Source organism: Agromyces larvae (assembly GCF_022811705.1).
Classification (GTDB): Bacteria; Actinomycetota; Actinomycetes; order Actinomycetales; family Microbacteriaceae; genus Agromyces; species Agromyces larvae.
In genome coordinates this window covers 2,409,524-2,435,956 of sequence record NZ_CP094528.1, presented here as the reverse complement: position 1 = coordinate 2,435,956, position 26,433 = coordinate 2,409,524, and the positions used below count along the sequence as shown (strand labels likewise).

General features: G+C 69.0%; 25 protein-coding genes. 14 read left to right on the top strand and 11 right to left on the bottom strand.

All coding sequences use genetic code 11. From position 1 onward, the window contains the following. Nucleotides 1-68: 68 nt before the first annotated feature. The 5 genes from MTO99_RS11835 to MTO99_RS11815 all read left to right on the top strand — a co-directional run bounded on the left by MTO99_RS11835 (nucleotide 69) and on the right by MTO99_RS11815 (nucleotide 8,456). Nucleotides 69-2,108 carry a hypothetical protein gene (locus MTO99_RS11835; RefSeq protein WP_243553817.1) on the top strand — a complete coding sequence of 680 codons (2,040 nt, stop codon included), beginning with the start codon at nucleotides 69-71 and terminating at the stop codon, nucleotides 2,106-2,108. A 131-nt stretch (nucleotides 2,109-2,239) separates the two neighbouring features. Further along, nucleotides 2,240-3,814: a hypothetical protein gene (locus tag MTO99_RS11830; RefSeq protein ID WP_243553815.1), complete on the top strand. Its 1,575-nt coding sequence runs from the start codon at nucleotides 2,240-2,242 to the stop codon at nucleotides 3,812-3,814. A 32-nt stretch (nucleotides 3,815-3,846) separates the two neighbouring features. Further along, the gene (locus MTO99_RS11825) at nucleotides 3,847-4,359 is read left to right on the top strand and encodes a methylated-DNA--[protein]-cysteine S-methyltransferase (RefSeq protein ID WP_243553813.1); all 513 of its coding nucleotides are present in this window, start codon (nucleotides 3,847-3,849) and stop codon (nucleotides 4,357-4,359) included. 213 nt (nucleotides 4,360-4,572) lie between these two features. Then, nucleotides 4,573-5,223 (top strand): NAD(P)-dependent oxidoreductase, encoded by a 651-nt coding sequence (locus tag MTO99_RS11820; protein ID WP_243553812.1) that lies wholly within the window; start codon nucleotides 4,573-4,575, stop codon nucleotides 5,221-5,223. Nucleotides 5,224-5,303: 80 nt separating this feature from the next. Beyond that, nucleotides 5,304-8,456, top strand: coding sequence for a DEAD/DEAH box helicase (locus MTO99_RS11815; protein ID WP_243553811.1), 3,153 nt, complete (start codon nucleotides 5,304-5,306; stop codon nucleotides 8,454-8,456). 206 nt (nucleotides 8,457-8,662) lie between these two features. Here MTO99_RS11815 and MTO99_RS11810 read toward each other — a convergent pair whose 3' ends face one another. The 3 genes from MTO99_RS11810 to MTO99_RS19085 all read right to left on the bottom strand — a co-directional run bounded on the left by MTO99_RS11810 (nucleotide 8,663) and on the right by MTO99_RS19085 (nucleotide 13,247). Continuing rightward, nucleotides 8,663-11,398 (bottom strand): cation-translocating P-type ATPase, encoded by a 2,736-nt coding sequence (locus MTO99_RS11810; RefSeq protein WP_243553810.1) that lies wholly within the window; start codon nucleotides 11,396-11,398, stop codon nucleotides 8,663-8,665. A gap of 344 nt (nucleotides 11,399-11,742) precedes the next feature. After that, nucleotides 11,743-11,997: a MafI family immunity protein gene (locus tag MTO99_RS11805; RefSeq protein WP_243553809.1), complete on the bottom strand. Its 255-nt coding sequence runs from the start codon at nucleotides 11,995-11,997 to the stop codon at nucleotides 11,743-11,745. Continuing rightward, nucleotides 11,994-13,247, bottom strand: a complete 1,254-nt coding sequence (locus tag MTO99_RS19085) for an EndoU domain-containing protein (RefSeq protein ID WP_290428386.1) — start codon at nucleotides 13,245-13,247, stop codon at nucleotides 11,994-11,996. Before MTO99_RS19085 ends, MTO99_RS11805 begins: the two co-directional genes overlap by 4 nt. A 459-nt stretch (nucleotides 13,248-13,706) precedes the next feature. Between MTO99_RS19085 and MTO99_RS11795 the strand changes: the two genes are divergently transcribed. Next, complete coding sequence (locus MTO99_RS11795; RefSeq protein WP_243553807.1) at nucleotides 13,707-14,456, top strand: M23 family metallopeptidase; 750 nt, start codon at nucleotides 13,707-13,709, stop codon at nucleotides 14,454-14,456. Between the two features lie 7 nt (nucleotides 14,457-14,463). On the opposite strand, the gene MTO99_RS11790 is transcribed toward MTO99_RS11795, so the two are convergent. The 4 genes from MTO99_RS11790 to MTO99_RS11775 all read right to left on the bottom strand — a co-directional run bounded on the left by MTO99_RS11790 (nucleotide 14,464) and on the right by MTO99_RS11775 (nucleotide 16,501). Continuing rightward, a complete protein-coding gene (locus tag MTO99_RS11790; protein WP_243553806.1) occupies nucleotides 14,464-14,871 on the bottom strand; it encodes an ATP-binding protein in 408 nt (135 codons plus the stop codon). Nucleotides 14,872-14,891: 20 nt separating this feature from the next. Continuing rightward, nucleotides 14,892-15,092 (bottom strand): hypothetical protein, encoded by a 201-nt coding sequence (locus tag MTO99_RS11785; protein ID WP_243553804.1) that lies wholly within the window; start codon nucleotides 15,090-15,092, stop codon nucleotides 14,892-14,894. A 143-nt stretch (nucleotides 15,093-15,235) separates the two neighbouring features. Next, complete coding sequence (locus MTO99_RS11780; protein ID WP_243553803.1) at nucleotides 15,236-16,258, bottom strand: epimerase; 1,023 nt, start codon at nucleotides 16,256-16,258, stop codon at nucleotides 15,236-15,238. Between the two features lie 45 nt (nucleotides 16,259-16,303). Further along, on the bottom strand, nucleotides 16,304-16,501 hold the full coding sequence (locus tag MTO99_RS11775; RefSeq protein WP_243553802.1) for a hypothetical protein: 198 nt from the start codon (nucleotides 16,499-16,501) through the stop codon (nucleotides 16,304-16,306). A gap of 268 nt (nucleotides 16,502-16,769) precedes the next feature. Between MTO99_RS11775 and MTO99_RS11770 the strand changes: the two genes are divergently transcribed. From MTO99_RS11770 to MTO99_RS19185, 4 genes are all read left to right on the top strand, one after another. Then, nucleotides 16,770-17,090, top strand: a complete 321-nt coding sequence (locus MTO99_RS11770; RefSeq protein WP_243553801.1) for a nucleotide pyrophosphohydrolase — start codon at nucleotides 16,770-16,772, stop codon at nucleotides 17,088-17,090. Next, a complete protein-coding gene (locus MTO99_RS11765) occupies nucleotides 17,077-18,828 on the top strand; it encodes a DUF2075 domain-containing protein (protein ID WP_243553799.1) in 1,752 nt (583 codons plus the stop codon). Before MTO99_RS11770 ends, MTO99_RS11765 begins: the two co-directional genes overlap by 14 nt. Nucleotides 18,829-19,028: 200 nt before the next feature. Beyond that, nucleotides 19,029-20,291 (top strand): hypothetical protein, encoded by a 1,263-nt coding sequence (locus MTO99_RS11760; protein WP_243553797.1) that lies wholly within the window; start codon nucleotides 19,029-19,031, stop codon nucleotides 20,289-20,291. 43 nt (nucleotides 20,292-20,334) lie between these two features. Continuing rightward, a complete protein-coding gene (locus MTO99_RS19185; RefSeq protein ID WP_354002535.1) occupies nucleotides 20,335-20,463 on the top strand; it encodes a PH domain-containing protein in 129 nt (42 codons plus the stop codon). Here the strand turns inward: MTO99_RS19185 and MTO99_RS11755 are convergent. The 3 genes from MTO99_RS11755 to MTO99_RS11745 form a co-directional block, all read right to left on the bottom strand. Beyond that, nucleotides 20,412-20,633 carry a hypothetical protein gene (locus tag MTO99_RS11755; protein WP_243553795.1) on the bottom strand — a complete coding sequence of 74 codons (222 nt, stop codon included), beginning with the start codon at nucleotides 20,631-20,633 and terminating at the stop codon, nucleotides 20,412-20,414. The two genes, MTO99_RS19185 and MTO99_RS11755, sit on opposite strands and share 52 nt — an antisense overlap. 674 nt (nucleotides 20,634-21,307) lie before the next feature. Beyond that, a complete protein-coding gene (locus MTO99_RS11750; protein WP_243553794.1) occupies nucleotides 21,308-21,847 on the bottom strand; it encodes a hypothetical protein in 540 nt (179 codons plus the stop codon). Nucleotides 21,848-22,113: 266 nt separating this feature from the next. Further along, nucleotides 22,114-22,677 (bottom strand): hypothetical protein, encoded by a 564-nt coding sequence (locus tag MTO99_RS11745; protein WP_243553793.1) that lies wholly within the window; start codon nucleotides 22,675-22,677, stop codon nucleotides 22,114-22,116. A 316-nt stretch (nucleotides 22,678-22,993) separates the two neighbouring features. Between MTO99_RS11745 and MTO99_RS11740 the strand changes: the two genes are divergently transcribed. Continuing rightward, nucleotides 22,994-23,869 carry a hypothetical protein gene (locus MTO99_RS11740; protein WP_243553792.1) on the top strand — a complete coding sequence of 292 codons (876 nt, stop codon included), beginning with the start codon at nucleotides 22,994-22,996 and terminating at the stop codon, nucleotides 23,867-23,869. 106 nt (nucleotides 23,870-23,975) lie between these two features. Here the strand turns inward: MTO99_RS11740 and MTO99_RS11735 are convergent, their stop codons facing one another. Continuing rightward, nucleotides 23,976-24,584 carry a beta-class carbonic anhydrase gene (locus tag MTO99_RS11735; RefSeq protein WP_243553791.1) on the bottom strand — a complete coding sequence of 203 codons (609 nt, stop codon included), beginning with the start codon at nucleotides 24,582-24,584 and terminating at the stop codon, nucleotides 23,976-23,978. A 253-nt stretch (nucleotides 24,585-24,837) separates the two neighbouring features. On the opposite strand from MTO99_RS11735, the gene MTO99_RS11730 reads away from it, so the two are divergent. From MTO99_RS11730 to MTO99_RS11720, 3 genes are all read left to right on the top strand, one after another. Then, complete coding sequence (locus tag MTO99_RS11730; RefSeq protein ID WP_243553789.1) at nucleotides 24,838-25,335, top strand: hypothetical protein; 498 nt, start codon at nucleotides 24,838-24,840, stop codon at nucleotides 25,333-25,335. Then, nucleotides 25,332-25,727, top strand: coding sequence for a hypothetical protein (locus tag MTO99_RS11725; RefSeq protein ID WP_243553788.1), 396 nt, complete (start codon nucleotides 25,332-25,334; stop codon nucleotides 25,725-25,727). The genes MTO99_RS11730 and MTO99_RS11725 overlap by 4 nt, the downstream gene beginning before the upstream one ends. A gap of 98 nt (nucleotides 25,728-25,825) precedes the next feature. Further along, nucleotides 25,826-26,389, top strand: coding sequence for a contact-dependent growth inhibition system immunity protein (locus MTO99_RS11720; RefSeq protein WP_243553787.1), 564 nt, complete (start codon nucleotides 25,826-25,828; stop codon nucleotides 26,387-26,389). The last annotated feature ends 44 nt before the right edge of the window (nucleotides 26,390-26,433 follow it).

The window sequence follows — 26,433 nt, the reverse complement described above, 5'->3', positions numbered from 1 at the left end:
TGGGGCAGCACGCTGGCCGTGCGGGGGGCTCGGCGCTAGGGTGCGGCTGAACCATGGGGGAGTCGCCGATGGCGGAGCGCATTTGCGAGGTGTGCGGCGCGACCAACGATCCGGCCGCGCGCTTCTGCCGCGTGTGCGACTCGTACCTCGGGTGGGACTCGGGCGGGGCGACGCTCGACGGCGAACCGCTCACCGGCACGGTGCCCACGGTGGTCGACTCGGTCGCGACCGAGCAGTCGCTCGAGACGGATGCCGCGCCGCCCGCCGCGGCCCCGGCCGACGCCGAGGCGCAGCACGACATCGGGGCCGAGGCATCCGATGCTGCTGCGACACCAGCGCAGCCCGAAGCATCCGCGCACCACGCGCCCGCCGAAGCGCCCGTCGTCGCGCTGGAGACGACCGACGCGCTCGTCGCACCCGACGCGCCCGCGACCGTCGTGCTGCGGCTCACGAATCCGTCGGCGATCGTCGACGGATACCGCATCGAACCCGTCGCCGGGCCGGCCTGGCTCGCGTTCACGCACGACGACACCCACCTCATGCCCGGGCAGGAGGCTCTCGTGCCGCTCACCCTGGCCCTGCGCGACGACGTGCTCGTCTTCGCGCAACGGGTGTCGCTGACGGTGCGCGTCGCATCCCTCGCCGACCCCGCGCTCACGGCCGACGCGGTGCTGCAGCTCACCGTTCCGCCGCTCGGGCCGAGCGCGGCGCTCGAAGTGCGGCCGAGTCTCATCCGGCTCGAGGACGCGGGCGCAGGCGAGTTCACCGTGCGACTCGACAATCGGGCGGCGAACTTCCCGCAGACCGTGCGACTGACCGCGACCGACGTCGAGGAAGTGGTGCGGTTCGCGTTCGCGCCGTCGGTGGTGTCGGTGCCTCCGGGGCAGGTGGTCGAGGTGGTCGTCGCGTTCTCGGCGCCGGCGCCGGCGCCCGGGCAGGAACTCACGCGGCAGGTCACCGTTGAGGCGGGCAACGACGCCGGGCGCGCGGCCGCGCCGCTCACGATCGTGCAGCGCACCGCGCCCGAACCGGTCGACGCACCCGTGCGGGTGCGCATCGAGCCGAGCACGCTCGTGCTCGACCGCGGCAACATCGGCGAGTTCGACGTGGTCATCGACCACCGCGGTTCGCACAAGCCCATCACCCTCGCCATCGCCGGGCGCGACCCCGCGCACGTCATCGGATTCGCATTCAGCTCGACCCGGCTCGTCGTCGAACCCGACACGATCGGGCGCGTGCGCGGGCGGTTGAGCGCACCCCAGCCGCCCCGCGGCGAGACGGCGAGGCATCCGTTCACCGTCGTCGCCTCCGACGACGTGCAGGACGTGGAAGCCGCCGGAACGGTCGAGCTGTCGTCGCCCCCCGATCCGATTCTCACGGCGAACATCACGGTGGATCCGCCGGCGCAGCTCGTGGTGAACGAGCGACAGACGGCGTTCGCCGTCGCGGTCGACAACCGGCGCGGCGTCGACCCGCTCGGCGTGCGCCTCGAGGGCGTGTCGGAGGACGGCGCCGCGCGGCTCACGTTCACCCCGCCCGAACTCGTGGTGCCGCCGGGCACGGTCGGCAGCGCGCGCGTCGTCGTCGACGCGCCGCAGCCCGAGCCCCGCCAGACCGCGGTGCGCAAGCTCCACGTGTCGGCGACCGACGGGGTGCAGCGCATCGAAACGGTCGCCACGTTCACCCAGGCGCGCGCCGACCGTCGGCCCATCGCGAGCCGAGTGCTCGTGATCGTCGGCGGGATGCTCGTGATCATCGGCGCGCTCGCCGAATGGTTCGCGGGGTTCCCGCCGTTCCTGCCGTCGGCGGGACTCATCGGAGACGTCGTGAGATTCGGGGTCGGCCCGGGCGACATCGGCCTGACCGAGCCCGCGACCCGGGTGCTCCTTCTGCTGTTCGCGGCGCTCATGCTGCTCGGCATGATCGGCCGGTCGGGGCGGCTGACGCGGGCGGCGGCGATCCTCGTGGTGCTGCTGACCGTGGGGTGGCTGATCTTCCTCGCCGTCGTCGCGGTGGTGCCGCCGCTCGGCATCGGGCTGTTCCTCGTGTGGATCGGGGCGGTGCTCGGGTTCGCGGGCGGCGTCCTGGCGCGACCGCGAACCCCCTGATCAGGGCGTCACATCGCGCGTGGCAGGTGCGCCGCGTCATCGCCCCGGCATACGATCGACACGGCGCGCTCCCCGCGCCCGACCCCGATCGACCACCCCCGGCCGACCGGATACCCCGCCCAGGAGCCCCCGTGACCAGTCTCGACGACGCCGCGCGAACCGCCGACGCGCCCGCAACGAGGGTCGCTGCCGAACTGCTGGTGGGCGCGCCCGCGTCGGCACCCGCAGGGCCGTTGCGTCCGCGGCGCCAAGCCCAGGCCGCGGAGCCCCCGGCGGCGGCCCCGCCCGTCGAGGCGCTCGCTTCGCGTCGGTCGTCGCGCGCGGCATCAGGGCAGCGCTACTACCTGTGCTGCATCGAGCCGAGCGGCGAGTACGTCGAGGTGATCGTCGCGCTCACCGACGCCGGGCGCCGACGCTACTTCACGACCCGAGACGGGTCGCGCATGACCGAGGTCGACGAGGGATACTTCGCCCGCCGCAGCACCGGCGAAGCCCGATCGATGCTCGAGCTCGACGACCGCGAGATGGGCGAGCTCGAGACCGAACTGCAGTTCGCGCGCCCCGTGCGCGGTCGCGACCCGCTGTCGGAACCCGAGTGGGCCGTGTTCCTCCCGGCGATCGGTGCGGCGGTGCCGACGGTGGTGCCGGTCGCGGAACCGGAGCCCGGGCCTGAGCCCGAGCCGGAGTTGCGGGCCGAAGCATCCGCGGTGGAGACCGGAGCCGAAGCTTCCGAGCCCGAGCCCGAGCCCGAGCCCGAGCCCGAAACCGCGGTCGCGGTCGCGGAGGCTGCGGTCGCTGCGGTCACGGTGCCCGAGCCCGAGCCCGAGCCCGCAGCCGCCGAGGCTGCGGCCGCCGAGCGCACGGTCGCCGAGCCCGAACTCGAACCGGAGGCCGCACCGGAGCCCACCCCCGCAGCCTCGCCATCCGATCCCGCCGACGCCGGCCCCGCAGCATCCGTCGCGGAGTCGCCCTGGGCTCCACCGACTCCACCGGCCGTATCGACTCCCGACCTGACCGCCCCCGAACCACTCTCTGAGGAGGCCTCCGTGACCATCGAGTCATCCGCGTCGCCCGCGGGCACGCCCGACGACCGCAACTGGACGATCGAGGAGTTCGAGCACCTGATGAGCGGCACGATCACCGCCGATCCACGAACCTCCGCGCCGGCCGCCGCACCGATCGCCGCGCCCGCGCCGGCCGCTGCTCCCGCTGCGGCGCCGGCTGGTGCTCCGGTCGCCGCGGCTGCGCCGGCCGATGCCGCGCGCGATCTCGCCACGCAGGTGGCGCTGGCCAAGGGCATCGCGTTCGTCGCGCACCGGGGGCAGGTCGACCGGGTGGGTGCGGCGTACATCGACCACCCGGCACGACTGGCCGAGCGCTTCGATGCCGCATCCGAGCCGATCGGCGCGGCGGCGGCGTGGTTGCACGACGTGCTCGAGCGCACCGACCTGACCGCGCAGGACCTGCTCGAGGCAGGTGTCGTGCCCGCCGTCGTGGAGGTCGTGCAAGTGCTGACCAGAGGGCCCGAACTGTCGGACGACGCCTACTACGCCCGCATCGGTCGCCACCCGCTCGCCCGACGGGTGAAGCTCGCCGACCTCGACGACGACACCGCGCCGTGGCGCGTACGCCGGCTCGAGTACGACGAGCGCGTGCAGCTCGCGCTGCAGCGCGACCGCGCCCGCGCACTGCTCGGCGCCGCGTAGCGGCGGAGCATCCGGCGGGTCAGGATGGAGCTATGACCCCGCGGCACACCACCCTCGCCTCGCGGCTCGGCGACCTGCTCGTCACCCTCGACGGCGACGCGCTGACGGGGCTGTACTTCCCGGCGCACTGGCACCCGCCGGCCGCCGCGGCGCTCGGCATCGACGTCGACGCCCGTGGTGAGTCCGTCGTGCGCGAACTCGATCGGCAGCTCGGCGAGTACCTCGACGGCGGGCGCACCGAGTTCGAGCTGCCGCTCGCGCCGGTCGGCGACGAGTTCCAGCATGCGGTGTGGGGGATGCTGCGCGAGATCCCGTATGGAACGACCACGACGTACGGCGCTCTGGCCGAACGGCTCGGCGACCGCAACCTCGCACGACGGGTCGGCGGCGCGGTGGGACGCAACCCGATCAGCATCGTCGTGCCGTGCCACCGGGTGGTCGGCGCCGACGGTTCGCTGACCGGGTACGCAGGCGGGCTCGATCGCAAGCGGACCCTCCTCGAACTCGAGGGCGCGCCGGTGGTGGCGCAGACGCGCCTGTTCTGAGGCGCCGTCCGGGCCGGCCCCGTCGCACCCGTCCGGTCCTGTCGAGTGTTTCCGTTCGCGCGTTGGGTTTCCGCTCCACGGAAACGGCGGGAGCGAACGGAAACGCTCGGCGGAAAGAGAGGCGGGGAGAGAGGGGAGGCGGTGAGAGGGTGAGGCGGCGGGGACCGGTGCGAGACTGGATGCTCCGTTGCATCCTGTTCGAGGAGGAACCCCATGACCCGAATCGCGATCTTCGGCGGCACCGGCTACGCCGGGACGCACCTGGCTTCCGAGGCGGTGGGCCGCGGCATCGACGTGATCTCGTACAGCCGCACCGCGCCCGACGGCGCGTCGCGCGTCGCGGGCGTCGAATACCGCACGGGCTCGGTCGACGACCCGGGCGCGCGGGCCGCGGCGATCGCCGACGCCGACGTCGTGGTCGTCACGATTCCGCCGGGTGCCGGGCTCGGGGCGGGATACCGCGAGGTCGCGCTCGCCCTCGCCGCCGAGGCGGCCGAGTCGGGGGTGCGAGTCGGATTCGTCGGCGGTGCGGGGTCGTCGTTCGTGAGCGAGGGCGGCCCGCGCCTGGTCGACACCCCCGAGTTCCACCCCGACTGGAAGCCCGAGGCCCTGGTGCTCGCCGACACCCTCGACGCGCTGCGCGAGACGCCCGACGAGGTCGACTGGTTCGTCGTGAGCCCGGCTGCGCTGTTCGGGTCGTACGGTCCGCAGGAGGCACGGGGCACGTACCGCACCGGCGGCGACGTCCTGGTGACCGACGCCGACGGCGGCTCGGCGATCTCGGGTGCCGACTACGCGCGCGCGTTCGTCGACGAGATCGAGTCGGCGGCGCACCGGCGGCAGCGGTTCACGGTCGGCTGGTAGTCGCAGGCGGGGCGTCCCGCGGGTCCTCATCGCCACCTGCTCGCACCGGGGCGTCGGCGGGTCGTGACAGCATGGGCGGCATGCCTCCCGAAGCCGACGCCGATTGGCGCGCCGCGCTCGACGCGCTCGCGGCGGCGGCAGCGCCGGGTCCGGCTCCGGCGCGCGGCAGTGCCGGGTCGGATGCCTCGGATGCCACGCCGCTCGGCCTGCAGTTCGAGCTGCGCCACCGCGTGACCCGCCGGCCCGGGCACTGGCAGGGGCCGAGCGACGAGCCCGCGACCCGGGCGGCTGCGGTCGACCGGCTCGGCGTTCGACCGGTGCAGCAGGGTGCCCGCGGCACCTGGATCAAGGGCACGCTCACCTGGCAGAACGTCGCCTACCTCGGCGCGAGCAAGGGGTACGACCCCGACCAGGCGCGCTGGTTCGGGCAGTTCGCGGTGCTGAAGGGCGCCTCGCCGACGGTGTTCACCGGGTACTCATCCGAGTGGCTCACGCTCGACGAGTACGAGAGCCCCGTGCTGTGGGCGATGCTCGCCGAGGCGCGCCGGCTCGGCATCGCGCTCGTCGGGTCGGATGTCACCCCTCGCGTCGGCGTGCACGCGACGGGTGCGGTCGCGCTCGACGCGGTCGACGACCTCGACGGGTTCCGGCTCACGCCGACGGCCGTGTTCGGCGCGGCGGGGCATCCGATCGGGGGAGTCCGACCGATCGGCGAACACGGCATGTACCGGGCCGACTTCGATGCGGGCGTGCTCGAGCTCGCGCCGGTCGACGGCGGACTCGGGGCCGCGCAGCGCGCGCTGCTCGGGCGCGACGCGTCGGCGGCGAGCGGCGACGTGATCCGAGTGCCCTCGCCCGAACTGCCCGTGTTCCTGCGGCGCGACCTGCCGCGGCTCGCACGCGCGGTGCCCGTGGTGAGTCTCGACGGGTCGTTCGTCCCGCCCGACCCCGACCCGCCCGAGCTCGTGCTGCGGGTGCGGTTCGAGCGCGGTGACGCGGCGCGGCTCGATTGGCGCTGGGAGCACGTCGACGGGCGCGCCGAGCCGGTCGACGAGGGCGGCGATGAGGCCGAGCGGGCGGCGGCGGGCGTGGCATCCGGTCGGCCCGTGGCATCCGATTCCGGCGGTGCATCCGGTCAGCCCGTGGCATCCGATCCGACCGACGCGACCGGCCTCGACGACGACGCGCTCGACGTGCTCGCCCGCGTCCGCGACGAACTCGGCGGGCTGCCGCTCGGCGCGATCGTGGTCCGCGGCGAGGATGTCGCGTGGTTCGCCGACCGAGCGCTTCCGCGACTCGAGGCGATCGAGCGCGTGCGCGTCGAGGTGCGCGGCGAGCGGCCCGATTACCGCGAGCTGACCGAGGCGCCCGAGCTGACCGTCTCGACCGTCGAGTCGCGGCAGCGCGACTGGTTCGATCTGGGCGTCATGGTCACGGTGCAGGGGCGGAGCATCCCGTTCATGCCGCTGTTCCGGGCGCTCGCGCGCGGGCAGAAGCGGCTGCTGCTCGTCGACAAGACGTACCTGTCGCTCGAGCAGCCGGTGTTCGAGCCGCTGCGCGAGCTCATCGAGGAGGCCGGCACCCTCGCCGAGTGGGAGACCGGGCTGCGCATCCATCGCAGCCAGGTCGGGCTGTGGGCCGACTTCGAAGACCTCGCAGATGTCGCGGAGCCCGCCGTGGCGTGGCGGAATCTCGTGACGGGGCTCGCGTCCTCGCAGACGGAGGTCGCGGGTTCCGCCTCCGGCGGGGATGCCGCGGCGCCCATCGACCCGCCCGCCGGGCTCGCGCTGCCGCTGCGTCCGTACCAGCTCGACGGGTTCCGGTGGCTGCACGCGCGGTGGGCGAACGGGGTCGGCGCGGTGCTCGCCGACGACATGGGGCTGGGCAAGACGGTGCAGACCCTCGCGCTGGTGGCGCACGCCGCCGGACGCTCATCGACCGGCGGGCACGGCGCGCCGTTCCTGGTCGTGGCACCCACCTCGGTGGCGTCGAACTGGGTCGCCGAGGCGGCGCGCTTCACGCCGGGGCTTCGCGTGGCGTCCGTCACCGCGACCGAACGGCGGCGGAGCGGGTCGGCACCGCTCGCCGAGCTCGCCCGAGACGCCGATCTCGTGATCACGACGTACGCCGTGCTGCGACTCGAGGCGACCGCGTTCGCGGCGATCGAGTGGGGCGGGCTCGTGCTCGACGAGGCGCAGTTCGTGAAGAACGCGGCGACGAAGGTGCATGACGCGGCCCGTGGCATCCGGTCGCCGTTCGTGCTCGCCGTCACCGGCACCCCGATCGAGAACAATCTGTCCGAGCTGTGGGCCATCCTGCGGCTCGTCGCGCCCGGGCTCTTCCCGAGCCGGCGCGCGTTCGACGAACGGTACCGCCGCCCCATCGAGCTCGACGGCAATACCGAGCGGCGCGAGCGGCTGCGCCGGCGCATCCGACCCCTCGTGCTGCGCCGCACGAAAGAGCAGGTCGCACCAGAACTGCCCGACAAGCAGGAGCAAGTGCTCACCGTCGAGCTCGCGCCCAAGCACCGCCGCCTCTACGACGCGACCCTGCAACGCGAACGGCGGAAACTGCTCGGGCTCCTCGCCGACGAAGACGACCGGCAGCGGTTCATCGTCTACCGATCCCTCACGCTGCTGCGCATGCTCGCGCTCGACGCGGCGCTCATCGACCCCGAGGCGCACGACGGCATGCCGTCGGCGAAGCTCGACGCGCTATTCGAACAGTTCGACGACGTGCTCGCCGAGGGGCACCGGGCGCTCGTGTTCAGCCAGTTCACGTCGTTCCTCGCCCGCGCGAGCGCGCGCCTCGACACGGCGGGGGTCTCGTACGCGTACCTCGACGGGTCGACCCCCGTGAAGCGTCGCGACGCCGAGATCGCGCGGTTCCGCGCCGGCGAGGCATCCGTCTTCCTGATCAGCCTGAAAGCCGGCGGGTTCGGCCTGAACCTCACCGAAGCCGACTACGTGTTCCTGCTCGACCCGTGGTGGAACCCCGCGAGCGAGGCGCAGGCCGTCGACCGCGCGCACCGCATCGGGCAGACCCGCCCGGTGAACGTGTACCGCCTTGTCGCGGCCGGCACCATCGAAGAGAAGGTGATGGCGCTGAAGGCGCGCAAGGGCGAACTCGTCGCGTCGGTGCTGGACGGGGTGGGGCTCGATGGGGTGGAGGCCTCTGCCTCGCCCGATGGCGCCCTCACCGCCGCCGACCTGCGCGAGCTGCTCGCCGACTGACGGGCGGGCCCGGCGGACCGCCGGCAGCCCGCCGGCCCGCCTTCATGCCGTCCCGCCTTCGCGCCGTCCCGCCTTCCCACCCTCCGCTCTGCGCCACTTCGGCCGGGTGCGCGCCAGCTCATCTGGCGCGGACCGCGCGCAAGTGGCGCAGCCGCGAGCGGGGCTACGCCGCCCGTCGCGCGCAAGTGGCGCAGCCGCGGGCTGGGCTACGCCGCCCGCCGCGCGATCCGCCGCCGCTTCAGCCACTTGTCGCCCTCGACGACGGCGAGCGGCACGAGCAGCAGCGCGATGCACTCGAGCCACTGCCATCCGGTGAGCGAGACCGCGCCGACGATGCGCTGCAGGAACCCGATCTCGGTCGAGCAGACGATGATGACGACCGGCCACACCAGGTACTTCAGCGTCGTGCCGATGGGCGGCAGCAGGCCCGACTCGGGCGAGCGCCGCATGAGGATGCCGCTCAGCACGGTGCCGAACCCGACGATCACGTACACCATCGTCATCGAGGCGCTCGGCTCGAGCGGGTCGGGCTGGTCGGGACCCCAGACCAGCGGGATGAGCGACACGATGAAGATCGAGAACCCGTACAGCAGCCATTCGCCGATCGCCCGCGGGTTCGCCACGCCGAGCTTCGGGTCCCGAGGCCGGCGGTCCATGAGCCCGGGCGGCGACGGGTCGGCCGCGATCGCGAGCACCGCGAACAGGGTGACGAAGAAGTTCAGGAACAGCACCATCACCGGGAACAGCGCGACGCCGTCGTTGATGCCGAACGCGCTCGCCGCGACGAACAGCATGAGCAGCGAGAACAGCTGCGACATCTGGAACCGCAGGTAGCCGACGATCTTCTCGTAGACCATGCGGCCGATCTCGACGGCGTGCACGAGCGTCGCGAAGTTGTCGTCGGTGAGCACGAGCTTCGCGGCCTGCTTGGTGACCTCGGAGCCCGACCCCATCGCGACGCCGACGTTGGCCTGCTTGATCGCTGCGGCGTCGTTGACCGCGTCGCCCGTCATCGCGACGATCGAGCCCTGCCCCTGCAGCAGTTTCACGAGCCGCAGCTTGTCCTGCGGGGTGACCCGGCCGAACACGTGGAGGTCGGGCAGGTCGCGGTTGAGCTCGTCGTCGCTGAGCTGCTGCAGGTCGTGCCCGCTGATCGCGCCGGGGCCGAGTCCGAGCTCGGCGCCGATCGCGCCCGCCGTGACGGCGTGGTCGCCGGTGATCATGCGCACCTCGATGCCGGCGCGCTGCGCGACCTCGATCGCGCCCTTCGCCTCGGCGCGGGGCGGGTCGACGATGCCGACGATGCCGATCAGCACCAGGTCTTGCACGTACGACATCGGGTCGGCTTTGACCGCCGCCTCATCGCCGTCGGGCAGCACCCGCGCGGCGAGCGTCAGCGTGCGCAGGCCCTGCTTCGACATCTGCTCCATGGCGGCGGTCGCGGCGGCCGCGTCGACGGGCGCCGGGGTGCGGTCGGCGGTGAGCATCTTCGTGCACCGCGACAGCACGATGTCGGGCGCGCCCTTCACGAGCTCGAGGAAGTGCGCCTCACCCTGCCACGGGAAGTGCTGGAACGTCGCCATGAACTTGTAGTCGGAGTCGAACGGCACCTCGGCCACGCGCGGGTACTGGGCGCGGGCCGCGTCGGCGTCGACGCCGAGCTTCGCGGCGAGCACGATGAACGCCGCCTCGGTCGGGTCGCCGACGACCTGCCCGTCGAGGCTCACCGTCGCATCGTTCGGCAGCGACAGCACCGCGGCGAGGGGCGCGGCATCCACCTCGTCGCCGCCCGGCTTCAGCACCTTGCCGTCGAACGAATAGCCCTCGCCGGTCACCGTGTACCACTGCCCGGCGAACCAGACCGAGCGGGCGGTCATTTGGTTCAGCGTCAGCGTGCCGGTCTTGTCGCTGCAGATCGCGCTCGTCGCCCCGAGGGTCTCGACGTCGTTGAGGCTCGCGACGACGGCCCGCTCGGCGGCGAGCTTCGTCGCACCCCACGACAGCAGGCCCTGTACGAACACTGGCAGGCCCGTCGGAATCGCCGAGATCGCGACGGCCGTGCCGAGGAAGAGCAGCGAGCCCAGGTCTTGCCCGCGCACGAAGCCGATGACGATGATGAGCAGCACCGCGCCCCATGCGACGAAGCCGAGCACTTTGGTGAGCCCGTCGAGTTCGCGCTGGAGCGGCGAGCGCGACGTGCCGACGCCCGTGAGCAGGGTCGCGATCTGACCGACCTGCGACCGCATGCCCGTCTCGACGACGACCATGGTGGCGGTGCCGCGGGTGACCGAGGTGTTCTGGAACAGCATCGAACTGCGGTCGGCGAGCGCGGTCGCCGGGTCGGTGTTCGGTTCGACTCGCTTCGCGATCGGCAGGGACTCGCCGGTGAGGGCCGACTCCTGCGTCTCGAGGTTCGCGGCCCGGATGATGCGGCCGTCGGCCGGCACCAGGTCGCCGGCTTCGAGCTCGACGAGGTCGCCCGGCACGATATCGGGCGCCGGGAGTTCCTTCAGCACCCCGCCGCGGGTGACGCGGGCGTGCGGGGTCTGCAGGTTGGCGAGCGCGTCGACGCTGCGGCGGGCCTTCAGCTCCTGTCGGGTGCCGAGCACGATGTTGAACAGCACGAGCACGGCGACGACGATCGCGGTGGTGACCTGGGCGATCAGGAGCGACACGATCGCGACCGCGATGAGCATCAGCGTCATCGGTTCGACGAGTTGTCGCAGCGCGATCTTCCACCAGCTCGGCGGTGGCGCCGCGTCGAGCGTGTTCGACCCGAACTGCGCGAGACGGTTCGCCGCCTCGGCATCGGTCAGCCCGGTCGCCGCGTCGGAGCCCGCTTCGGCGACGGCCGCCTCGGGCGTGAGGGTCCACCAGAACGGGCCGGATGCTTCGCCAGCCGACCCCGCCGACTCGACCTGCGACGATGCCCCTGTGCTCATCTGCTCCCCCAAGCTGCCGATGGGTTCACCCTAGCCGCGGGCGTGCGCGTGCGGGAGTGGGGATGTGGCGCGCGTCGTGCGCCGCGCCGCGCGCCTGCTGGGCAGCCGTCGGCTCGCCCGCGTTGCACGGTTGGGTGCGGCGGTTCACGAAACCGTTCTGCCAGTCAGCCTGGGTTGACGTTGGGGCCGGCGACCGTTGGCAGCATCGATCTTGCCGGCGTCGGCATCGGATAGCACGACGCCGGCATGGCGGGCGCGTCCTGCAGGAACTCCCCGAACTCGCCCAGACGTCGATCACGATGGCTTCGGCAAGTCTCGGCCCCGAGGCGAGGATCTCACTTGCATCAACTCACCGTCAGATGACTCCAATTGCTCGAATCGAGGCTCATCGCGCGCCCGGCTGCCTCGAGGCGGAGGTAGGCGCTCCTGGCGATCGGAACGTCGTACTCGTAGATCTGTGCGCAGAGGTTCTCGAGCGCGACACCGGGTTCGCCAGCGTCAAGGAAGATGCGGGCGTTCTGGAGATCGGAGTCGGGGAGCTGTCCGCTCAACTCATTGACGACTTCGCGAATCGTCTGGGTGATGGTTTCGAAGTTCATTTCTTCTCCGTTGGGAAGGCAGTGATGATGCCTTCCCCTCGTGGTTCGATCGACACGAGGATGTCGATACCGTCGCGGTTGCCGATCACGCTATAACGTGACGGAGCGCCGTTCCGGGTGAAGTCCTGCCCCGCAATTCCCTTCGTCTGCGACCACTCGAGAGTTGGGTCCGTTGCGATGTCGAGCACGGCATCGATGATCCGCTCACCGGTCCACGATTCAGGGAACGGGGTCTTTCCTGGCTGTGCTGGATGAAGGTGACCCCCACCTGTCTTGTCGCCGTACAGGATGTGGATGCGGCGCTGCTCGCTGAAAACTTCATCGATCGACCCCAGGAGCGCAGCGTCGTTGGCGGTGGCTGGGCTGATGCGCTTGTTGGCTGGTCCTGCCCCGGGAACCCCTGCAATCGCCGCAGCAAGGAGTCCACCACCGAGGATGTCACCGACATTCTGCGGTTCATACCTCGGGTCGACCGCGGCGCGGAGTTCGCTGAACCCGATCTGGGCTGCCACCGCGGCAACCCCGGAGGCGATGGAATCCTTGACGAGGTGCGCCGCACCTCGCCCGGTGATTCGCGCCGCGGCCAGGGCGCCCCGCACGAGCGTGGCGAGCCGCCGGCAGACCTCCGCGATGCGCAGCGCCCATCGCCCGACCGTGAACGCGATCTTCGCGGCCGTCGCGGCAGCCCCGACGCCGGCCGTGAGGAAGCTCAGCGCGACGCCGACACCGATCTCCAGCATGATCTCGGCGGCCATCTGGCCGATGAGCCATCCGATCTCGTCCCAGGCCTTCGCGACGGCGTCGCCCAGTGCACGGGCGTACGCCGCGATCGCGTCGGCCGACGTCGCGGCGGTGTCGAGCCGCCTGGCGATGCCGTCGCGGCACGAGGCGATCCGTGCGTGGTTCGGCAGCCCGGGAGCGATCGAGGCGTGCAGGCTCGTATCGACCTCGGCTCGCGCCCGACGAAACGAGCCGGCCAGATCTGACCACGCCCGCTCGGCGGCGTCGATCTTGCCGGTGTCGGCATCGGGCAGTACGACGCCGAGCATGGCGAGCGCGTCCTGCAGGAACTCGCCGAACTCGCCCAGCGGGGTCGTCGGGCCCGGACCGAGGGCGCTCGGCACCCGCACCTCGGTCGAGACGAGTGCGGGCTGGACGGAACGGAAGATCGAACTGGACGGCTCGCGGCACGCGCCGACCAACTGGGCGACGTCGTAGGCCCGAGCGGTGTTCGCGAGCGCGGCGTCCATCGAGCGGAGCGCGTTCACCGTCTCGAGCGCGCCCTGCAGCACCTGCGTCGCGGATCCGTCGTACCCATCGGGGCCGCCGTCGCCGAGCGCGCACGCGCGGGCGGTCTCCTCGTCGCCGGCCATTCCGCCGGTGCTCGACAGCGCGGCCTCGCAGGCGCGTACGGATGCCTCGACACGGTGCCCGATCGCCCACAGCACGTCGCCCTCGGCGACGAGTCGGGCCGGGTCCACGAGCACCTGGGACATCCGCCTCCCTCCCTCTCAGTTGACGCGGATTCAGACACTCAGCCGAGGGAAGGACCGAGGGGCGTGGGCTCTCCCCAGTTGTGGATGGCGGCGACCTCGACTGTCGGGAGCCGGATATGCTGCGAGGTCGTCACCGCCGCTTCCGCGGGACATCCGGCCCGTACCTCCCGCGGAGGGAGGCGGCCGAGCAGTGCGCGCGGTATCGTCCGGCGCGTGCATGAGGAGCTTCGCGACCCCGTCGTGGTCGACTTCCCGCTGCGCGGCGAGGGGTGGATGGCCGTCACCACGCCCGCGCATCGCGTGCCGAGCCACGGCACCGACATGCTCGGGCAGCGGTTCGCGTACGACTTCCTGAAGGTGGACGGGCGCCGCGGCGCGCACGTGCACCCCGCGAGCACGTGGCGCACCGCGACCGTCGGCGTGCGCACGAGCGAGTGCTACGCGTGGGGTGAGCCGGTGCACGCCCCGTTCGACGCCGAGGTGATCGAAGCCGCCGACGGCATCGCCGAGCGGCAGTGGGTGAACATGTTCCGCGAGCTGTTCGGCGTGCTGCGCACCGCGATCACGTTCACGCCCGAGATGCTGCCGCGGGTGCTCGGCAACCACGTGCTGCTGAGGGCGACGGATGCCTCGGTGGGGCGAGCCTCGGCGGGTTCTCGTTCCCCGGTCTTCGCGGGTTTCGCCCACCTCGCGCCGGGGTCGGTCGCCGTCGCGGCGGGCGACCACGTCGCCACCGGCGACCAGCTCGGACGCGTGGGCCACACCGGCAACTCGACATCGCCGCACCTGCACTTCCAGCTGATGGATTCGCCCGACCTGATGACGGCGAAGGGGGTGCCGTGCGCGTTCACGGCGTACGAGGTCGAGCGCGATGGGTCGTGGCATCCGGTCGCCGATGGCGTGCCCGGGCGAACGGAGCGGATCCGGTCGGGGCAGGACTCAGCTCCCGGGCACTACACCTGACCAGAATTCAATGAGGGAGATCGGGCAGTTCACGTTCGACGATTCGTCTGAGGTGACTGTCGAGCTGGGCACCGCGGGCCCGGTCGGGCAGATCGCGGATGCCGGGGAAACCGGACCGGAGGATCTCGTCGGTGTAGTCGGCAAGCGTTGAACTCGGCTCGCCTTCGATCACCGGCGCCTCCCCGCGAAGAAGCTTGCGAAGCGACACCGTCGGCTGCACCAGGCCGCGTTCGGAGAACGCCAGCGGGCGCATGACGAGACTCACCATGCGGCCCGCATCGGAGTGAATCCGTGTGCCAGGGGTGACTTCGGCCGATCCGGCGAGAAGGAACTGCTCACCGGATCCGTCGTCATCCACACCGCGACGCACGTGGTCCCAGACCGGTGGATACAGTTGCCATTCGTCGATGAACACCGGTTTCGCCGACCGATCGATCAATCCGGGATCGGCCTCGAGCGCCGTGCGCTGCGGAAGGCCGTGCGCTGCGGAAGATCGTCGAGGGCGAACATCGTTCGGGCTCGTTGCCGCGCCGTTGCGGTCTTGCCGACGCCCTTCGCGCCCTCGAGCGCGATCGCGGCGAGAGAGGGGAACAGCTCGTCGATGACGTCATCGACGATGCGTCGGTGGTAGGTCACGCCCTGAATCCAACAAATCGCGGTGAATATATCTCACAAAATCGCGGAGAGGTGATCAGGCAGATCGCGGCCGGATTCATCGGACGGTTGGTTGGGCGCATCTGCTCGCCGTGAGCGCATCTGCTGGGTTGCGGGCTGAACCGCTACCGGGTCGTCTTCTCGCGCGCCCCGGTGATGTCGCGCACCGCCGGCTCGAGGTCGGGCCAGCCGAACGCGAAGCCGGCCGCGGTCAGCCGCTCTGGCAGCACCCACCGGCTCTTCAGCACCAGTTCGGGCTCGGTGCGCAGTGCCCACATGGCGGGTTCGAGCATCCACCGGTAGGCGGGCAGGCCGACGGGTGCGCCGACCGCGCGTCGGAACATCGCCATGAGCTCGCGATTCGTGCTCGGGCTCGGGGCCGCGAGGTTCACCGCGCCGTCGATGGTGTCGTCAGCGGCGAGGAACCGGATCGCCCCGATCGCGTCGTCGATGTGGATCCAGCTGAAGCGCTGGTCGCCACGGCTGCGATGCCAGGTCGGCGGCGCCGGCGTGGCATCCGGCCCGATGCCGCGATAGCGGCGCGACCGGAACCACGGCCCGTCGATCTGCGGGCCGCCGAGGCCGAGCCGAGCGAGCCGTTCGATGAGCGAGGTGGCCGGCCCGCCGAGCACGATCGCCATCCGCAGCGCCACGCGTCGCGTGCCGGGCAGGTCGCCGGCGAAGCACTCGGCCTCCCACGCGCGGGCGATGTCGACCGAGAACCCGGTGCCGAGTTCGCCGCTCGACTCGGTCTGCGGGCGGTCTTCGGCGTGCCGGTAGATGGTCGCGGTGCTCGCGTTCAGCCAGACACGGGGCGGTACGGATGCCTCGGCGATCGCCGTGCGCAGCGCCGCCGTGGTGGCGAGCCGCGATCGCAGCAGCTCATCGCGGTTGCGGTCGGTGTAGCGGCAGTTGACGCTCTTGCCCGCGAGGTTCACCACGACGTCGGCGCCGTCGACGGCCCGCGCCAGCGACGAGGCATCCGACCAGGATGCATCAGGGCCCGCGCGGCCGACGCGGAGGACCTCGTAGCCGTCCTCCTGGAAGCGGTCGGCGAGCCGATGACCGATGAAGCCGTTCCAGCCGGCGATCACGGCGCGAGAGCGTTGCGCGTGCTCGTCGGGTACGGCGGGGGAGGAGGCGGGCATGGGTTGATCCTGACATGGGCGAGCCCGGGGCGACGGCGCTACCGTCTATGCGACACGCCCCGGGCTGCTTGACACCCACTTGGTGTCTACCCCGAAGTACGCGTTCTGGTGGATCGCTTGGATGATCGCCACGAGCGGGAGGATAAGGAGGAGGTAGAGGGAGAACGTCACGACGACGCAATAGACCCCGATGTGCATGAGCACGGTGTCACGGTCATTGACCATCCCGATCAGGGCGAGCACGCCGACGATCCCAGGGATCGCACACAGGATGCAGAGCGCGACGAGCGCAGGCGGCGTGGGACTGCGAGAGGCTGCGGTGGTACGTCGAGGAGGTGCGGATGTCGGTTGCCCCGCGGCGGGCGAGCTGCCGGAGGGCGGGTACGAGATGAACGACGTTGCGGGATCGGATCCGTTTGTCATGTGAGCCATTCCGCATTTGCTGCTTCGCGCGCGTGTCGCGGATGCCCCGAGTCGCGCCTGCCGGGAGATCGGCTGCTACGCTCCCCTCGTGTTCGACGAAGCCGTACGCACCGCTCTCCGAAAGTTCGTCGCAGAGCGGGCCTGGGAGCGTTTCCACACCCCCGAGAACCTCGCGAAGAGCGTGAGCATCGAGGCTGCCGAACTCCTCGAGTGTTTCCAGTGGGACGACTCGGCAGACGATGCGCGCATCGCAGAGGAACTCGCTGACGTCCTCACGTACTGCCTGCTGCTCGCCGACAAGCTCGGCGTTGATCCCGACAAGATTGTCATCGACAAGCTCGAAGTGACACGCACCAAGTACCCCATCCACCGCGCGCATGGCCGGAGCACGAAGTATGACCAGCTTTAGGATCGAGCGCTTTCCGTTCACCCGCGCCATGGTTGGTCAATGGACCGAGGATGACGGCCGGCACGCGAACTGGCCGGTCGTCTATACCTTGAGCAGTGACGGCGACATCTATATCGGCGAGACGCTGAACGCGAGAGGTCGGCTTAGGCAGCACCTCGATACGGCGTCGAAACAGCACCTGACGGCGGCCAGGATCGTCATCGACGAGACCTTCAACAAATCCGTCTGCCTCGACCTCGAGTCGTATCTCATCCGCCTCTTCGCGGGCGACGGCAAGTACCAGGTCGTCAACCGCAACGAGGGCATCACGGATGCCGACTACTACGACCGCGTGCGGTACCGGGCGACCTTCGATGAGGTATTTGATGAGCTTCGCGCGGCGGGGATGTTCACACGAGACATCCCCGCCATCGAGAACAGCGACCTCTTCAAGCTCTCGCCCTTCAAAGCGCTGAACCAGGAGCAGGCTATCGCGATGGAGGGCATCCTTGAGGGGCTGTTCGAAGACCTCGAACTCGGCGGCGGAAGCACGATCGTGGTGCAAGGCGATCCCGGCACCGGGAAGACGATCGTCGGTGTCTTCCTGATGAAGCTGCTTCGGGACATCCAGATCTCGAATCCGAATGACCGACCTGAGTCGGACTCGCTCTTCTCAGAGTTCTTTGTCGAGGGGTACGCCGAACTTCTCCGCAACTTCAAGATCGGGATCGTCGTTCCTCAGCAGTCGTTGCGGAAATCGATCCAGAAGGTGTTCGCCAAGACGCCTGGGCTCGGTAAGAACCTGGTGCTCACCCCGTTCCAAGTCGGCGAATCCACAGAGGAGTACGACCTCCTCGTCGTCGATGAGACCCATCGATTGAACCAGCGCGCGAATCAGCCGTCGGGAGTGCAGAACAAGAAGTTCAGAGAGATCAACGAGCGGCTGTACGGCAACGACGACCTGACCAAGACGCAGCTCGACTGGATCCGCTCGCGGAGCCGTCACCAGGTGTTCCTTCTCGACGAAGCGCAGAGCGTGCGGCCGGCTGATCTTCCTGCCGCGGTTCTCGGTCCGCTCGTTCAGGGCGCTAAGTCCGCGGATCGCTTCTACCCGCTGGTGTCGCAGATGCGGGTCGCCGGCGGCGCCGACTACATCGACTTCATTCGCCGAATGCTTCGTGGAGAGGCATCCGAGTCGCGGACCTTTCCCAACTACGACCTCCGCATCTTCGACGACCTGGGCGCGATGCGCGATGCGATCCGGGTTCGCGACGTCGAGCATGGCCTCGCCCGGCTGGTCGCCGGCTATGCATGGCCATGGAAGAGCAAGAAGGATGCCTTGAAGCCCGACATCGAACTCGACGGCGTCGCATTGCAGTGGAATCGCACCGCCACCGACTGGATCAACTCACCCGGCTCGATCGACGAGGTCGGCTCGATCCACACCGTGCAGGGGTACGACCTGAACTATGCCGGCGTGATCATCGGGCCCGACTTGCGATACGACCGCGTCTCGCGGCGGGTCTTCGCCGATCGCGACTCCTACTTCGACACGAAGGGCAAGGAGAACAACAAGACGCTCGGGGTCACCTACGACGACGACGACCTGCTGCAGTTCATCGTGAACATCTACGCTGTGCTGCTCACACGAGGCATGCTGGGGACGTATGTGTATGTGTGCGATCCTGCGCTGCGGACGTATGTCGAAGAACTCCTTCAAGGCTCGAAGCCGACGGAGAAGCCCCGTCCCAACGGATAGCCGTCGGGGTGTCAGTGTGGTGACGGGCGGCTTGCGAGGAGGTGATCATCGCTTCGTGCAGGACGTTCGGCGAGATGATGGGGTTGGCTAGGCACGGAGGCTGAGCGCTCGCGTCCGGTCAGTCTGCTCCGCGGGTGTCGGCGGTACGCAGTAGCGTCCTGTTCCCCGGCACACACGCCGGAGTGCGATAGGAGCCTTCGTTGATCGACTTGTCCCGCGCATCCACAATGCCAGCGATCCGCGCCGAGTTTGGGCAGGGCCTGCCGGCGGATTTCGCCCGGGTGCTGCTCGGCGTGATTCTTGCGAGCTTCACGTTCATACTGATTGCATTCGAGCTCGCGGTGGCTGGGTACAGTGTCCTCGCTGGAGGTTTCCCGGACGGTCTCGGGGCGTTGGCAGCTGTTGCCGAGGGCATGAGCGAGTTCGGTAAAGCCGCGGCGTCGCACTCCCTCGAGTACACGACAACCATGCTCGGTCTTGTGGTCGCCTTGCATGCGGGGGCGGCGGTCGGGGCGAAGCGTTCGACAAGCCCCGAGGATGTCAGCGACCAGCGCCGCCTGCTCGCCGCGCTGGCCTTCTTCGCCGCGAGTGCGGTGGTCGTCTGGATGGCTGTCGTCATGCTGAGCGGGGCTGCAGATACCGATGCACCCGTCGTCGCCGCTTCGATTCTCGTCAGCGTCGTCATTGTGGTGCTCGCCGCGTGGGTGGGTCGATTTTTCGTGCCTGCTCTGGCGATGCAGATCTCGGTCGCCGAGTTGGACGTCGAACGAATCGAACTGCGTCGCAAGCGAATTGGTTCACCATCGACGACGCCGGCTTCGACGATTGCGGCCTGGATCGTGCTTCTCCTCTGGGTCGTGGTGCCAGCGTTCGTGACAACAGGTGGCATCCTCTCAACGTGGGTGACCGAGGGCTATGCGCGATCGATAGTGGTTCAGGCGTTCATGCCGCTGAGCGTTCTCGTCACCCTGCTGTTGTTTGCGGCGTGGATTGCGCTGATCGAGACACGCGCGGCGCCTCAACGGTGGATCCGTGTTTTCGGACGCGCTCTTGGGGTCGCACCGATTGCGCTGATTCTGCTGACGGTGATCTCGTACATGGGTGGTAGCCCCCAGCACCCCGCTGCGTCGACCTCGACGATCAGTTGGTACCTGGTGTGGGCTGCGGCCATCGCCCTTGGATTCGCCATACGGCCGCGGTCGAGAACGGGCGTGCGCCGATGGTCGGCGAGAGGTGCCCTGGACCTGGTCCTCTTCTATCGCCTCAGCCGCAACCTCGCGCGCGCCGAACAACGGCTTGAACTGCTGCGTGAGGAAGCCGCGGCCCGGAGTGCAGTCCTGGCCGTCTCAAACCCGCCGAATCCGGAGGCCGATCGGTTCCGCGCGCGCGCCCTCTCCTACCTCGCCGTGGGTGCGACCGCATCCGCACTTATCGGCTTGGTCGTGCGTCATGCACGTCGCTGACCGCGATTGAGGGGTATGCGGCGGGAAGCCGTCTGAACTTGAGATCCCTGTTCCAGCGGACGCGCAGGCGCTGCTAGTCAAAGGTGAGCACGCCATCACTTCGTTTCGGACGATCCGCGACTACGCGATCGTCAGCAGGAAGCGCCTTATCGTGCGCGACGCGCAGGGGTGACCGGCAAGAAGTTCGAGATCTCTTCGCCGGCCTAACGCGCCATCAACATGCGGTCGACCGAGAACGCACGCCGGATCCTCGATCGCGACGCCGAGGTCGAGCTTGGGACGTTCGCCGGTCACATCCCGGTCAAGCTGACGAAGGGAACTCCCCGGGTTCGGATCGAGCATGTTCCCGCCCCTGCCGTCGACGCGGATGCATCCCCGGCACCCCGGTCACGCCACGATGGCGCGAACTGGAGGGGATCAGGAATCGTCCTCGTGCCGCCGAAGGAAGATCCAGCGAGCGTCTGCGACGCAGAGCAGATTCCGATGACCGAGGATCTTCAACTCGTGGTCACCTCGAGATCGGGGCCGACGAGGTCCTCCAGGTCGGAACGGATGTCGGCCACATCCGTTCGTCGACCTCGCCGGCCAGAGGGGACAACTGCACGTGCAGCCGGACATGCCTTCCATCGACAGTGACACCGACAGCGAGCGCATTCCGTGGGATATCGACGAGGGACGCTTATACGGCCTGAGTGACGATGTAGTTCTCCCAAACCGGGGCGAGCCCGCGGTCGTCGGGCGTTGGAAACCTCACGGCGCCCCGTCCAACACTCCCAGTGCGCGCTCGAGGAGTCCTTCGAGTGACTGGTGGCCGTCGGATCTCACCCACGCGGTGAGCACGGCGTCCATGCATGCGAAAGCAGCGGTCTACCGCCATACCGGGGATCTGCTTCGTCATCGCGGGGCCGCGCGAGTTCACGCGCGCCGGAACGCGGAACGTCGACGCCTGAGACAGCGCGACATCCGACCAGCCCAATGTGATGCATCAGCCTCCGTGCAGGTGCTCACCCGGCGGCTCAGCAGCCGGGGCCTGAGGGGTTCTGGGTGCAGGTTCCGTTCACCAAGACGGTGTCGATTCGACCGACTTGGATGCTTCGGGCCTCGCCCGGAATCTCGAGGGCGCCGGGCACGGGGAGCCATGCGGATCCGTCGAACCGGTACTCGGCGAGATACGTCGTGGTCGGGGTCACGGTGAACGTGCCGCGCTCGGTGAACACGTGGCTCGTCGCGGTCGCCGTGAACTCGCGTTGGCCGAGTTCGGCCCACGTCGCGCCCGGGTCGTCGGAGGTGACGGTGGCGCCGTCGGAGAACTCCCACCGGTACCCGACCGGGGTGAACCGGACCTCGGCGGGCCTGCCGAGCAGGGTGCCGGTCGTGGTGTGCGCGGATGCCTCGTCGATGAAGTTCGCCGGAAGCCCGATGACCGCCCACCCATCGGGTTCCATGAATCCGCCGGGCTGAGCCGGCCGGAACTGCGCGACATCACGGATCGTGACCCCGGGCGAACCCGGCTCGGACGGCGCCCCGGGCTCGCAGAGATCATTCGGATCGAGCACCCGACAGTCATCGATCAAGCGAGTCCCGTCGGGAAGCTCCGTGACCGGCGGGGCCGCCCCTGCGCCGATGCCGATCACGCCGGGATTGTCTTCGTGCGGTCTACTGGCCGATGCGGGCCACCCTTCAGTGCCGACGAGCTCAACAGCATCAAGTTGATTCCCATCCTGATCGTGAACCTGACCGAGAAGGGCCTCCGTCGACGTCCAGTTGCTTCCTTCTCCGGGGGGCGCATCAGCCACGGTAGGCCCCACTGCAAGAGCGGCTGTTAGCAGAAGTTCTTGCCAGACCACAGCTGAACACCCTTCACGACGAGGGTCGACGGAGCATCGGTAGATGAGACGAGGAAGACCTGTTGTGGAGTGATCTCCTGTCTGCTCGGGAGCGTGATGTCGGCTCCCGTCGAGTCAAAGATGCGAGTTGGGGACACGTCCACGCAGACATAGATGGTTACCTCGGCAGCGCCGGCAGTCTCCGCTCGTTCGGCCAGGCTCGGCCTAGAGACCTGGGCGACTCCGGTCGTGTGTACGCCGCGCTCACGAAGAGTCTCGAATTGCTCGACGTTCTCGTCAACGAACGATGCAGCGACGGTGTCAGCGATGCTAGCTGTGTCGATCGAAGAGTCCGCGAGGATCGTCGCCGATTGCTCGGTGTACCGCTCGAATGCAGTCACCGCCGCGTCAAGCGCTTCCTCGTCCGACGCGAAGATCGGAGCGGCTTCGGTCGCGGTCGGCTCGGGCGGGCTCGTCGGCGTTGCCTCGCCAGCGCAGCCGGAGAGCAGCAGCACGCACGCGAGGGTGGTCGCGGTGATGGCGTGGAACGTGCGGGGCATGAGATCCAACGGTAGGCGAAGACCACACCCACGTTCTCGGTTCTCCACAGCCATCCGGTCCGTCCCGTGCGCGTGCCGTTGCGGTCATCTTCTCGCGGACGTTTTCTCGTCGAGGCTGGCGATCGTCATCGGGCCGTGTGGGATGTCGGTGGGGTGTCCGATGCTCAGAAGCACCGACTTCGAGAGATGAGAGATGGCGAATGATCGATCTGCTGTTCGAGCACTATCTGGACTTCGCGCTCATGGTCATCTGCACGGTGCTCTCGGTGATCCTCGCCGCGTGGCATTCACGATTCGGCCGCAAACGGGACCGGCGATGAGCATGTGGGTGACCATCTGCGCAAGTCTGCTCGGCGTGGTCGTCGGGACTCCGATCGGTTCAGCCTTCACTCCTCTGGTGTGGCAACAGGCCGATGGACGATCTCTGTCACTCGACGAAGCGATGGCGCACGCACGGTCGCGAACTGACTGGCGATTGTGGGCGAGGACACGTGCGTTCTTCTCGACTGGGCAGCCCGCAGTTCGCGGCGGTTCTTCGATGAACGACGACTCGGCCAAGATCGTCGCGGTTCTCGTGTTCGTGCTCTGGCTGGTGTATCTGTACGCCATTCATGCCGTCGAGGTCGCGACGGCGCTCGCGGTTGTCTCGGTCACAGTTGCCGTTGCGACGGTCCTCACCTTCACGATCCTCTACTGGCGAGGCGTCGTGCAGGGGCGGAGGCTCGCATGGGAGTTGCTCTTCCTACTGCTGTATGTGCTGGCGAGCATCACGAGTGCGATCTGGCTGCTTTATCCGCCGATGCATCCGGTGCTCTCGGACTTCGTCGCCCGCGTCAAGGATGCCTCCAACTTCACCATCGGAGCCGCCCTGCAAGCAGCGCTCGCCTCTCACGAAGGCGAGATACCGGTGCTCCTGTTTCAAGCGTTCGGCGCGATGATCGCCTTCGGAGCCATGATCCTCGGGTTCGCGCTCTGCGTCGCCGCAGTGGCGAGTGTCTACTGCATTCTGGGGGTGAGAGGTGAGAGGTGGACCTGGCTTCCCACATTCTGGGCGGTTCGGTGGGCGACGGAACCTCGCGTGCGGCGTCTCGCGCCGGTTCTCGCGGTCCTCGCGTTGCTGTTCACAGGCGGCTTCGTGGTTGAGGGGTTTGAGCAGTTGGCGGGTCTGACCTCATCCGCTGTCCATTCATGAGTGGCATCTTCGATGTGGCGCGCGCGCCGAGCACGCCACGGCGTGCCGTTCGGCGTCATCGACGCGTGGTGCGCGAAGCTGTGACCTCCGCTCGCCGAGTGGCTATCTACGCCACCAACCCCTCGCCCGAGGCATCCTCTTCGCCGATCTCGAACGACCCGGTCGCAGGTACCTCGATGAGCCGACCGCTGCGCACGTCGTACAGGTAGCCGTGCACGACGATGTCGGCGGGCACCAGCGGATGGGCGGTGATGCGGGCAATGTCCTCGCGGATGCTTTCGGCCTGATCTGCGATGGTCAGCCAGTCGATGTACTTCCCCTCGGCCGACCCCGGGCCGGTGCCGACGTCGACGAAACCCTGTTCGGTGAGGGGCGCGGTCTCGAGCGAGTTCGCCAGCAGGCCGCGGATCACCTCGTCGGTGAAGAATTCCATGCCGCAGTTCGAGTGGTGGATCACGAACCACTCGTTCGTGCCGAGCAGCTTGTGGGAGATGACGAGCGAGCGGATCGCGTCATCCGATGCGCGCCCGCCGGCGTTGCGGATGACATGTGCGTCACCCTCGGCGAGCCCCGCGTACTTCGCGGGGTCGAGCCGCGCATCCATACACGTGAGAATCGCGAACCCACGCGCCGGCGGAAGAGCCAGCTCGCCTTTCGCCCCGAAATCCTTCACGTAGGCCGCGTTCGCCGCGAGCACTTCGTCGAGCACCGACATCGGTTCCTCCTTCATCTGGCTTCGCTCGCGAGGGTAGAGAGGGCCCAACCGGCCGTCACGGATGTGTCGTGCGGTGACCTCGGGTGACGTCGCGTTGCGGAGCTGCTGGTCGAGGGGTGCCCGAGGGGACCGAGGACGCGTGGATCGAACCGTGAACCATACCCGCGAACGCGCGACTGCATCGATTGCCGTCCACAGCTGTGGAGAGCGTCGGCTCGGTGCTCCCGGTGCTGGATAGCGTCACTGCCCGTCGATGGTCGACGGAGAGAAGGGGTCGCTGTTGTCGCAGGTGGTGGTGGATCCGGCGCGTCTCGTCGCCGAGGGCGACGTGTTATGGGCGATCGGACATCGCGTCGAAGCATCCGTGCACACCTGCGAAGCAGCGCTCGCCGGCACCGGCGGCATGGCCGGTGACGAGGACACCGCGCGGGTGTTCGCGTTCGGTGACGGCGGCGACCCCGGCTACGACGCATACGCCGCTCAGGTCTTGCAGTCAGCACTGGAAAGCGTGAACGCACTGCGGGCGATGGATGCGGCGCTCGCGAACACGGCTCGCGCGTACGACGGTGCCCAACTCGTCGGCGCGTACCGCGAAGCATCCACCTCGATCTACCGGGCCGCCGAACCGCAGCTCATCCCCGCCTCGGTGCAGGTGCCGCCCGCGCTCGGCCCCGGCCCGTCGACCCCGTTGGGGGAGTTCGCCGCAGCCTGGGCAATCACACGCCGATCGTGTGGGATTGGTGAACGATGACTGATTACTGGAAGTTCGATGGGTTTCAGCACCTCTACCTCGAAGACAGCTGGGTGCTTCGATTCGCTTTCGCGCCGGGCAAGCTGACCATTGAGGTCGAGTTCGTCCTGCGCGAGTCCCACCCCGCATTCAGTCCGCCGTTGGCCGGCGAGCAGTACTGCTACCGGCGCGGATCGATCCACTTCGACGCTATGACTGCCTTTGCCTGGTCAGGGCGGAACGTCGTACCTGCCGTCGATGCGAGCGGCGAGATGGACCTGGGATCATTCGATGGTTTCGAGGCCCGCGACGATCGGTACATCATCACGGGCGAGTTCGGCCGTTTGGAGATTGTGTCAGTACCTCCTCGCGTCGATCTGGGCATCGATAGCTCTGCGAATTCGCCAGCGTAGGTGTGGAAGCGGGGTGAGTGTTCATTGCGCACCATGCCAGGCCGACCGGGCCGCAGAGTTGCCTCGACGCCGCGCCGAGGGTGCCCACCCGATTGGACTTGAGCGAGTTGGGTGATGCGCCAGTCTCGGTGACCAGCTTGGTACTGGCCGCCCTGGATTCGGTGAAGGGGCGATTGCGTGAGTTCGATCGGGCGAACGCGCAGAGTTTCATCGATCACGGCGAAGCCGTGATCGGGCTCGAGCTCATCTGCGATCAGCTCTACGAGTACGACGTCGCTGTTCCCTCCGCTGCGCGCGATCTGATCCGATCCGCGAGTGAGGCCGCACACCTCGACCCCGCGGGGTGGGCGATGTTGCGAATCGACGACTCACCCGCTGATTCGCATGGGCAGATCGTGTACCTGGCGCGCGCGTACTTTCGAAAGCGCCACCAACTCGAAGGCCAGAGTCCCGAGGAGGTCCTTCGCCGATTTCGTGAGAGCGAGGCGCCCGCCGATATCGAACAGCTCAGAGGTGAGTTGCGTTCCGCTCTTGCGTCGCACCGATCCGAGGATCAGCTCGCTTCGCTCTGGCTGGAGACGGCGGAAGGCTCGTACGATCCGCGCAACGATGGAATGACGATGACCGAGTGGCTGACAGAGGTTCTCGAGGTGCTTTCGTAGGCCGCCGAGGCGCAAGACGCCTGCGAGAACAGGATGAGCCGGGT

Coding starts and splice junctions, on each gene's coding strand:
- MTO99_RS11810 (WP_243553810.1), bottom strand. CDS start 11,398: ATGAGCACAGGGGCATCGTCGCAGGTCGAGTCGGCGGGGTCGGCTGGC.
- MTO99_RS11745 (WP_243553793.1), bottom strand. CDS start 22,677: ATGCCCCGCACGTTCCACGCCATCACCGCGACCACCCTCGCGTGCGTG.
- MTO99_RS11820 (WP_243553812.1), top strand. CDS start 4,573: ATGACCCGAATCGCGATCTTCGGCGGCACCGGCTACGCCGGGACGCAC.
- MTO99_RS11815 (WP_243553811.1), top strand. CDS start 5,304: ATGCCTCCCGAAGCCGACGCCGATTGGCGCGCCGCGCTCGACGCGCTC.
- MTO99_RS11765 (WP_243553799.1), top strand. CDS start 17,077: ATGACCAGCTTTAGGATCGAGCGCTTTCCGTTCACCCGCGCCATGGTT.
- MTO99_RS11805 (WP_243553809.1), bottom strand. CDS start 11,997: ATGAACTTCGAAACCATCACCCAGACGATTCGCGAAGTCGTCAATGAG.
- MTO99_RS11755 (WP_243553795.1), bottom strand. CDS start 20,633: ATGCTCGATCCGAACCCGGGGAGTTCCCTTCGTCAGCTTGACCGGGAT.
- MTO99_RS19085 (WP_290428386.1), bottom strand. CDS start 13,247: ATGGACGCCGCGCTCGCGAACACCGCTCGGGCCTACGACGTCGCCCAG.
- MTO99_RS11725 (WP_243553788.1), top strand. CDS start 25,332: ATGACTGATTACTGGAAGTTCGATGGGTTTCAGCACCTCTACCTCGAA.
- MTO99_RS11780 (WP_243553803.1), bottom strand. CDS start 16,258: ATGCCCGCCTCCTCCCCCGCCGTACCCGACGAGCACGCGCAACGCTCT.
- MTO99_RS11835 (WP_243553817.1), top strand. CDS start 69: ATGGCGGAGCGCATTTGCGAGGTGTGCGGCGCGACCAACGATCCGGCC.
- MTO99_RS11825 (WP_243553813.1), top strand. CDS start 3,847: ATGACCCCGCGGCACACCACCCTCGCCTCGCGGCTCGGCGACCTGCTC.
- MTO99_RS11730 (WP_243553789.1), top strand. CDS start 24,838: ATGGTCGACGGAGAGAAGGGGTCGCTGTTGTCGCAGGTGGTGGTGGAT.
- MTO99_RS11740 (WP_243553792.1), top strand. CDS start 22,994: ATGAGCATGTGGGTGACCATCTGCGCAAGTCTGCTCGGCGTGGTCGTC.
- MTO99_RS11735 (WP_243553791.1), bottom strand. CDS start 24,584: ATGTCGGTGCTCGACGAAGTGCTCGCGGCGAACGCGGCCTACGTGAAG.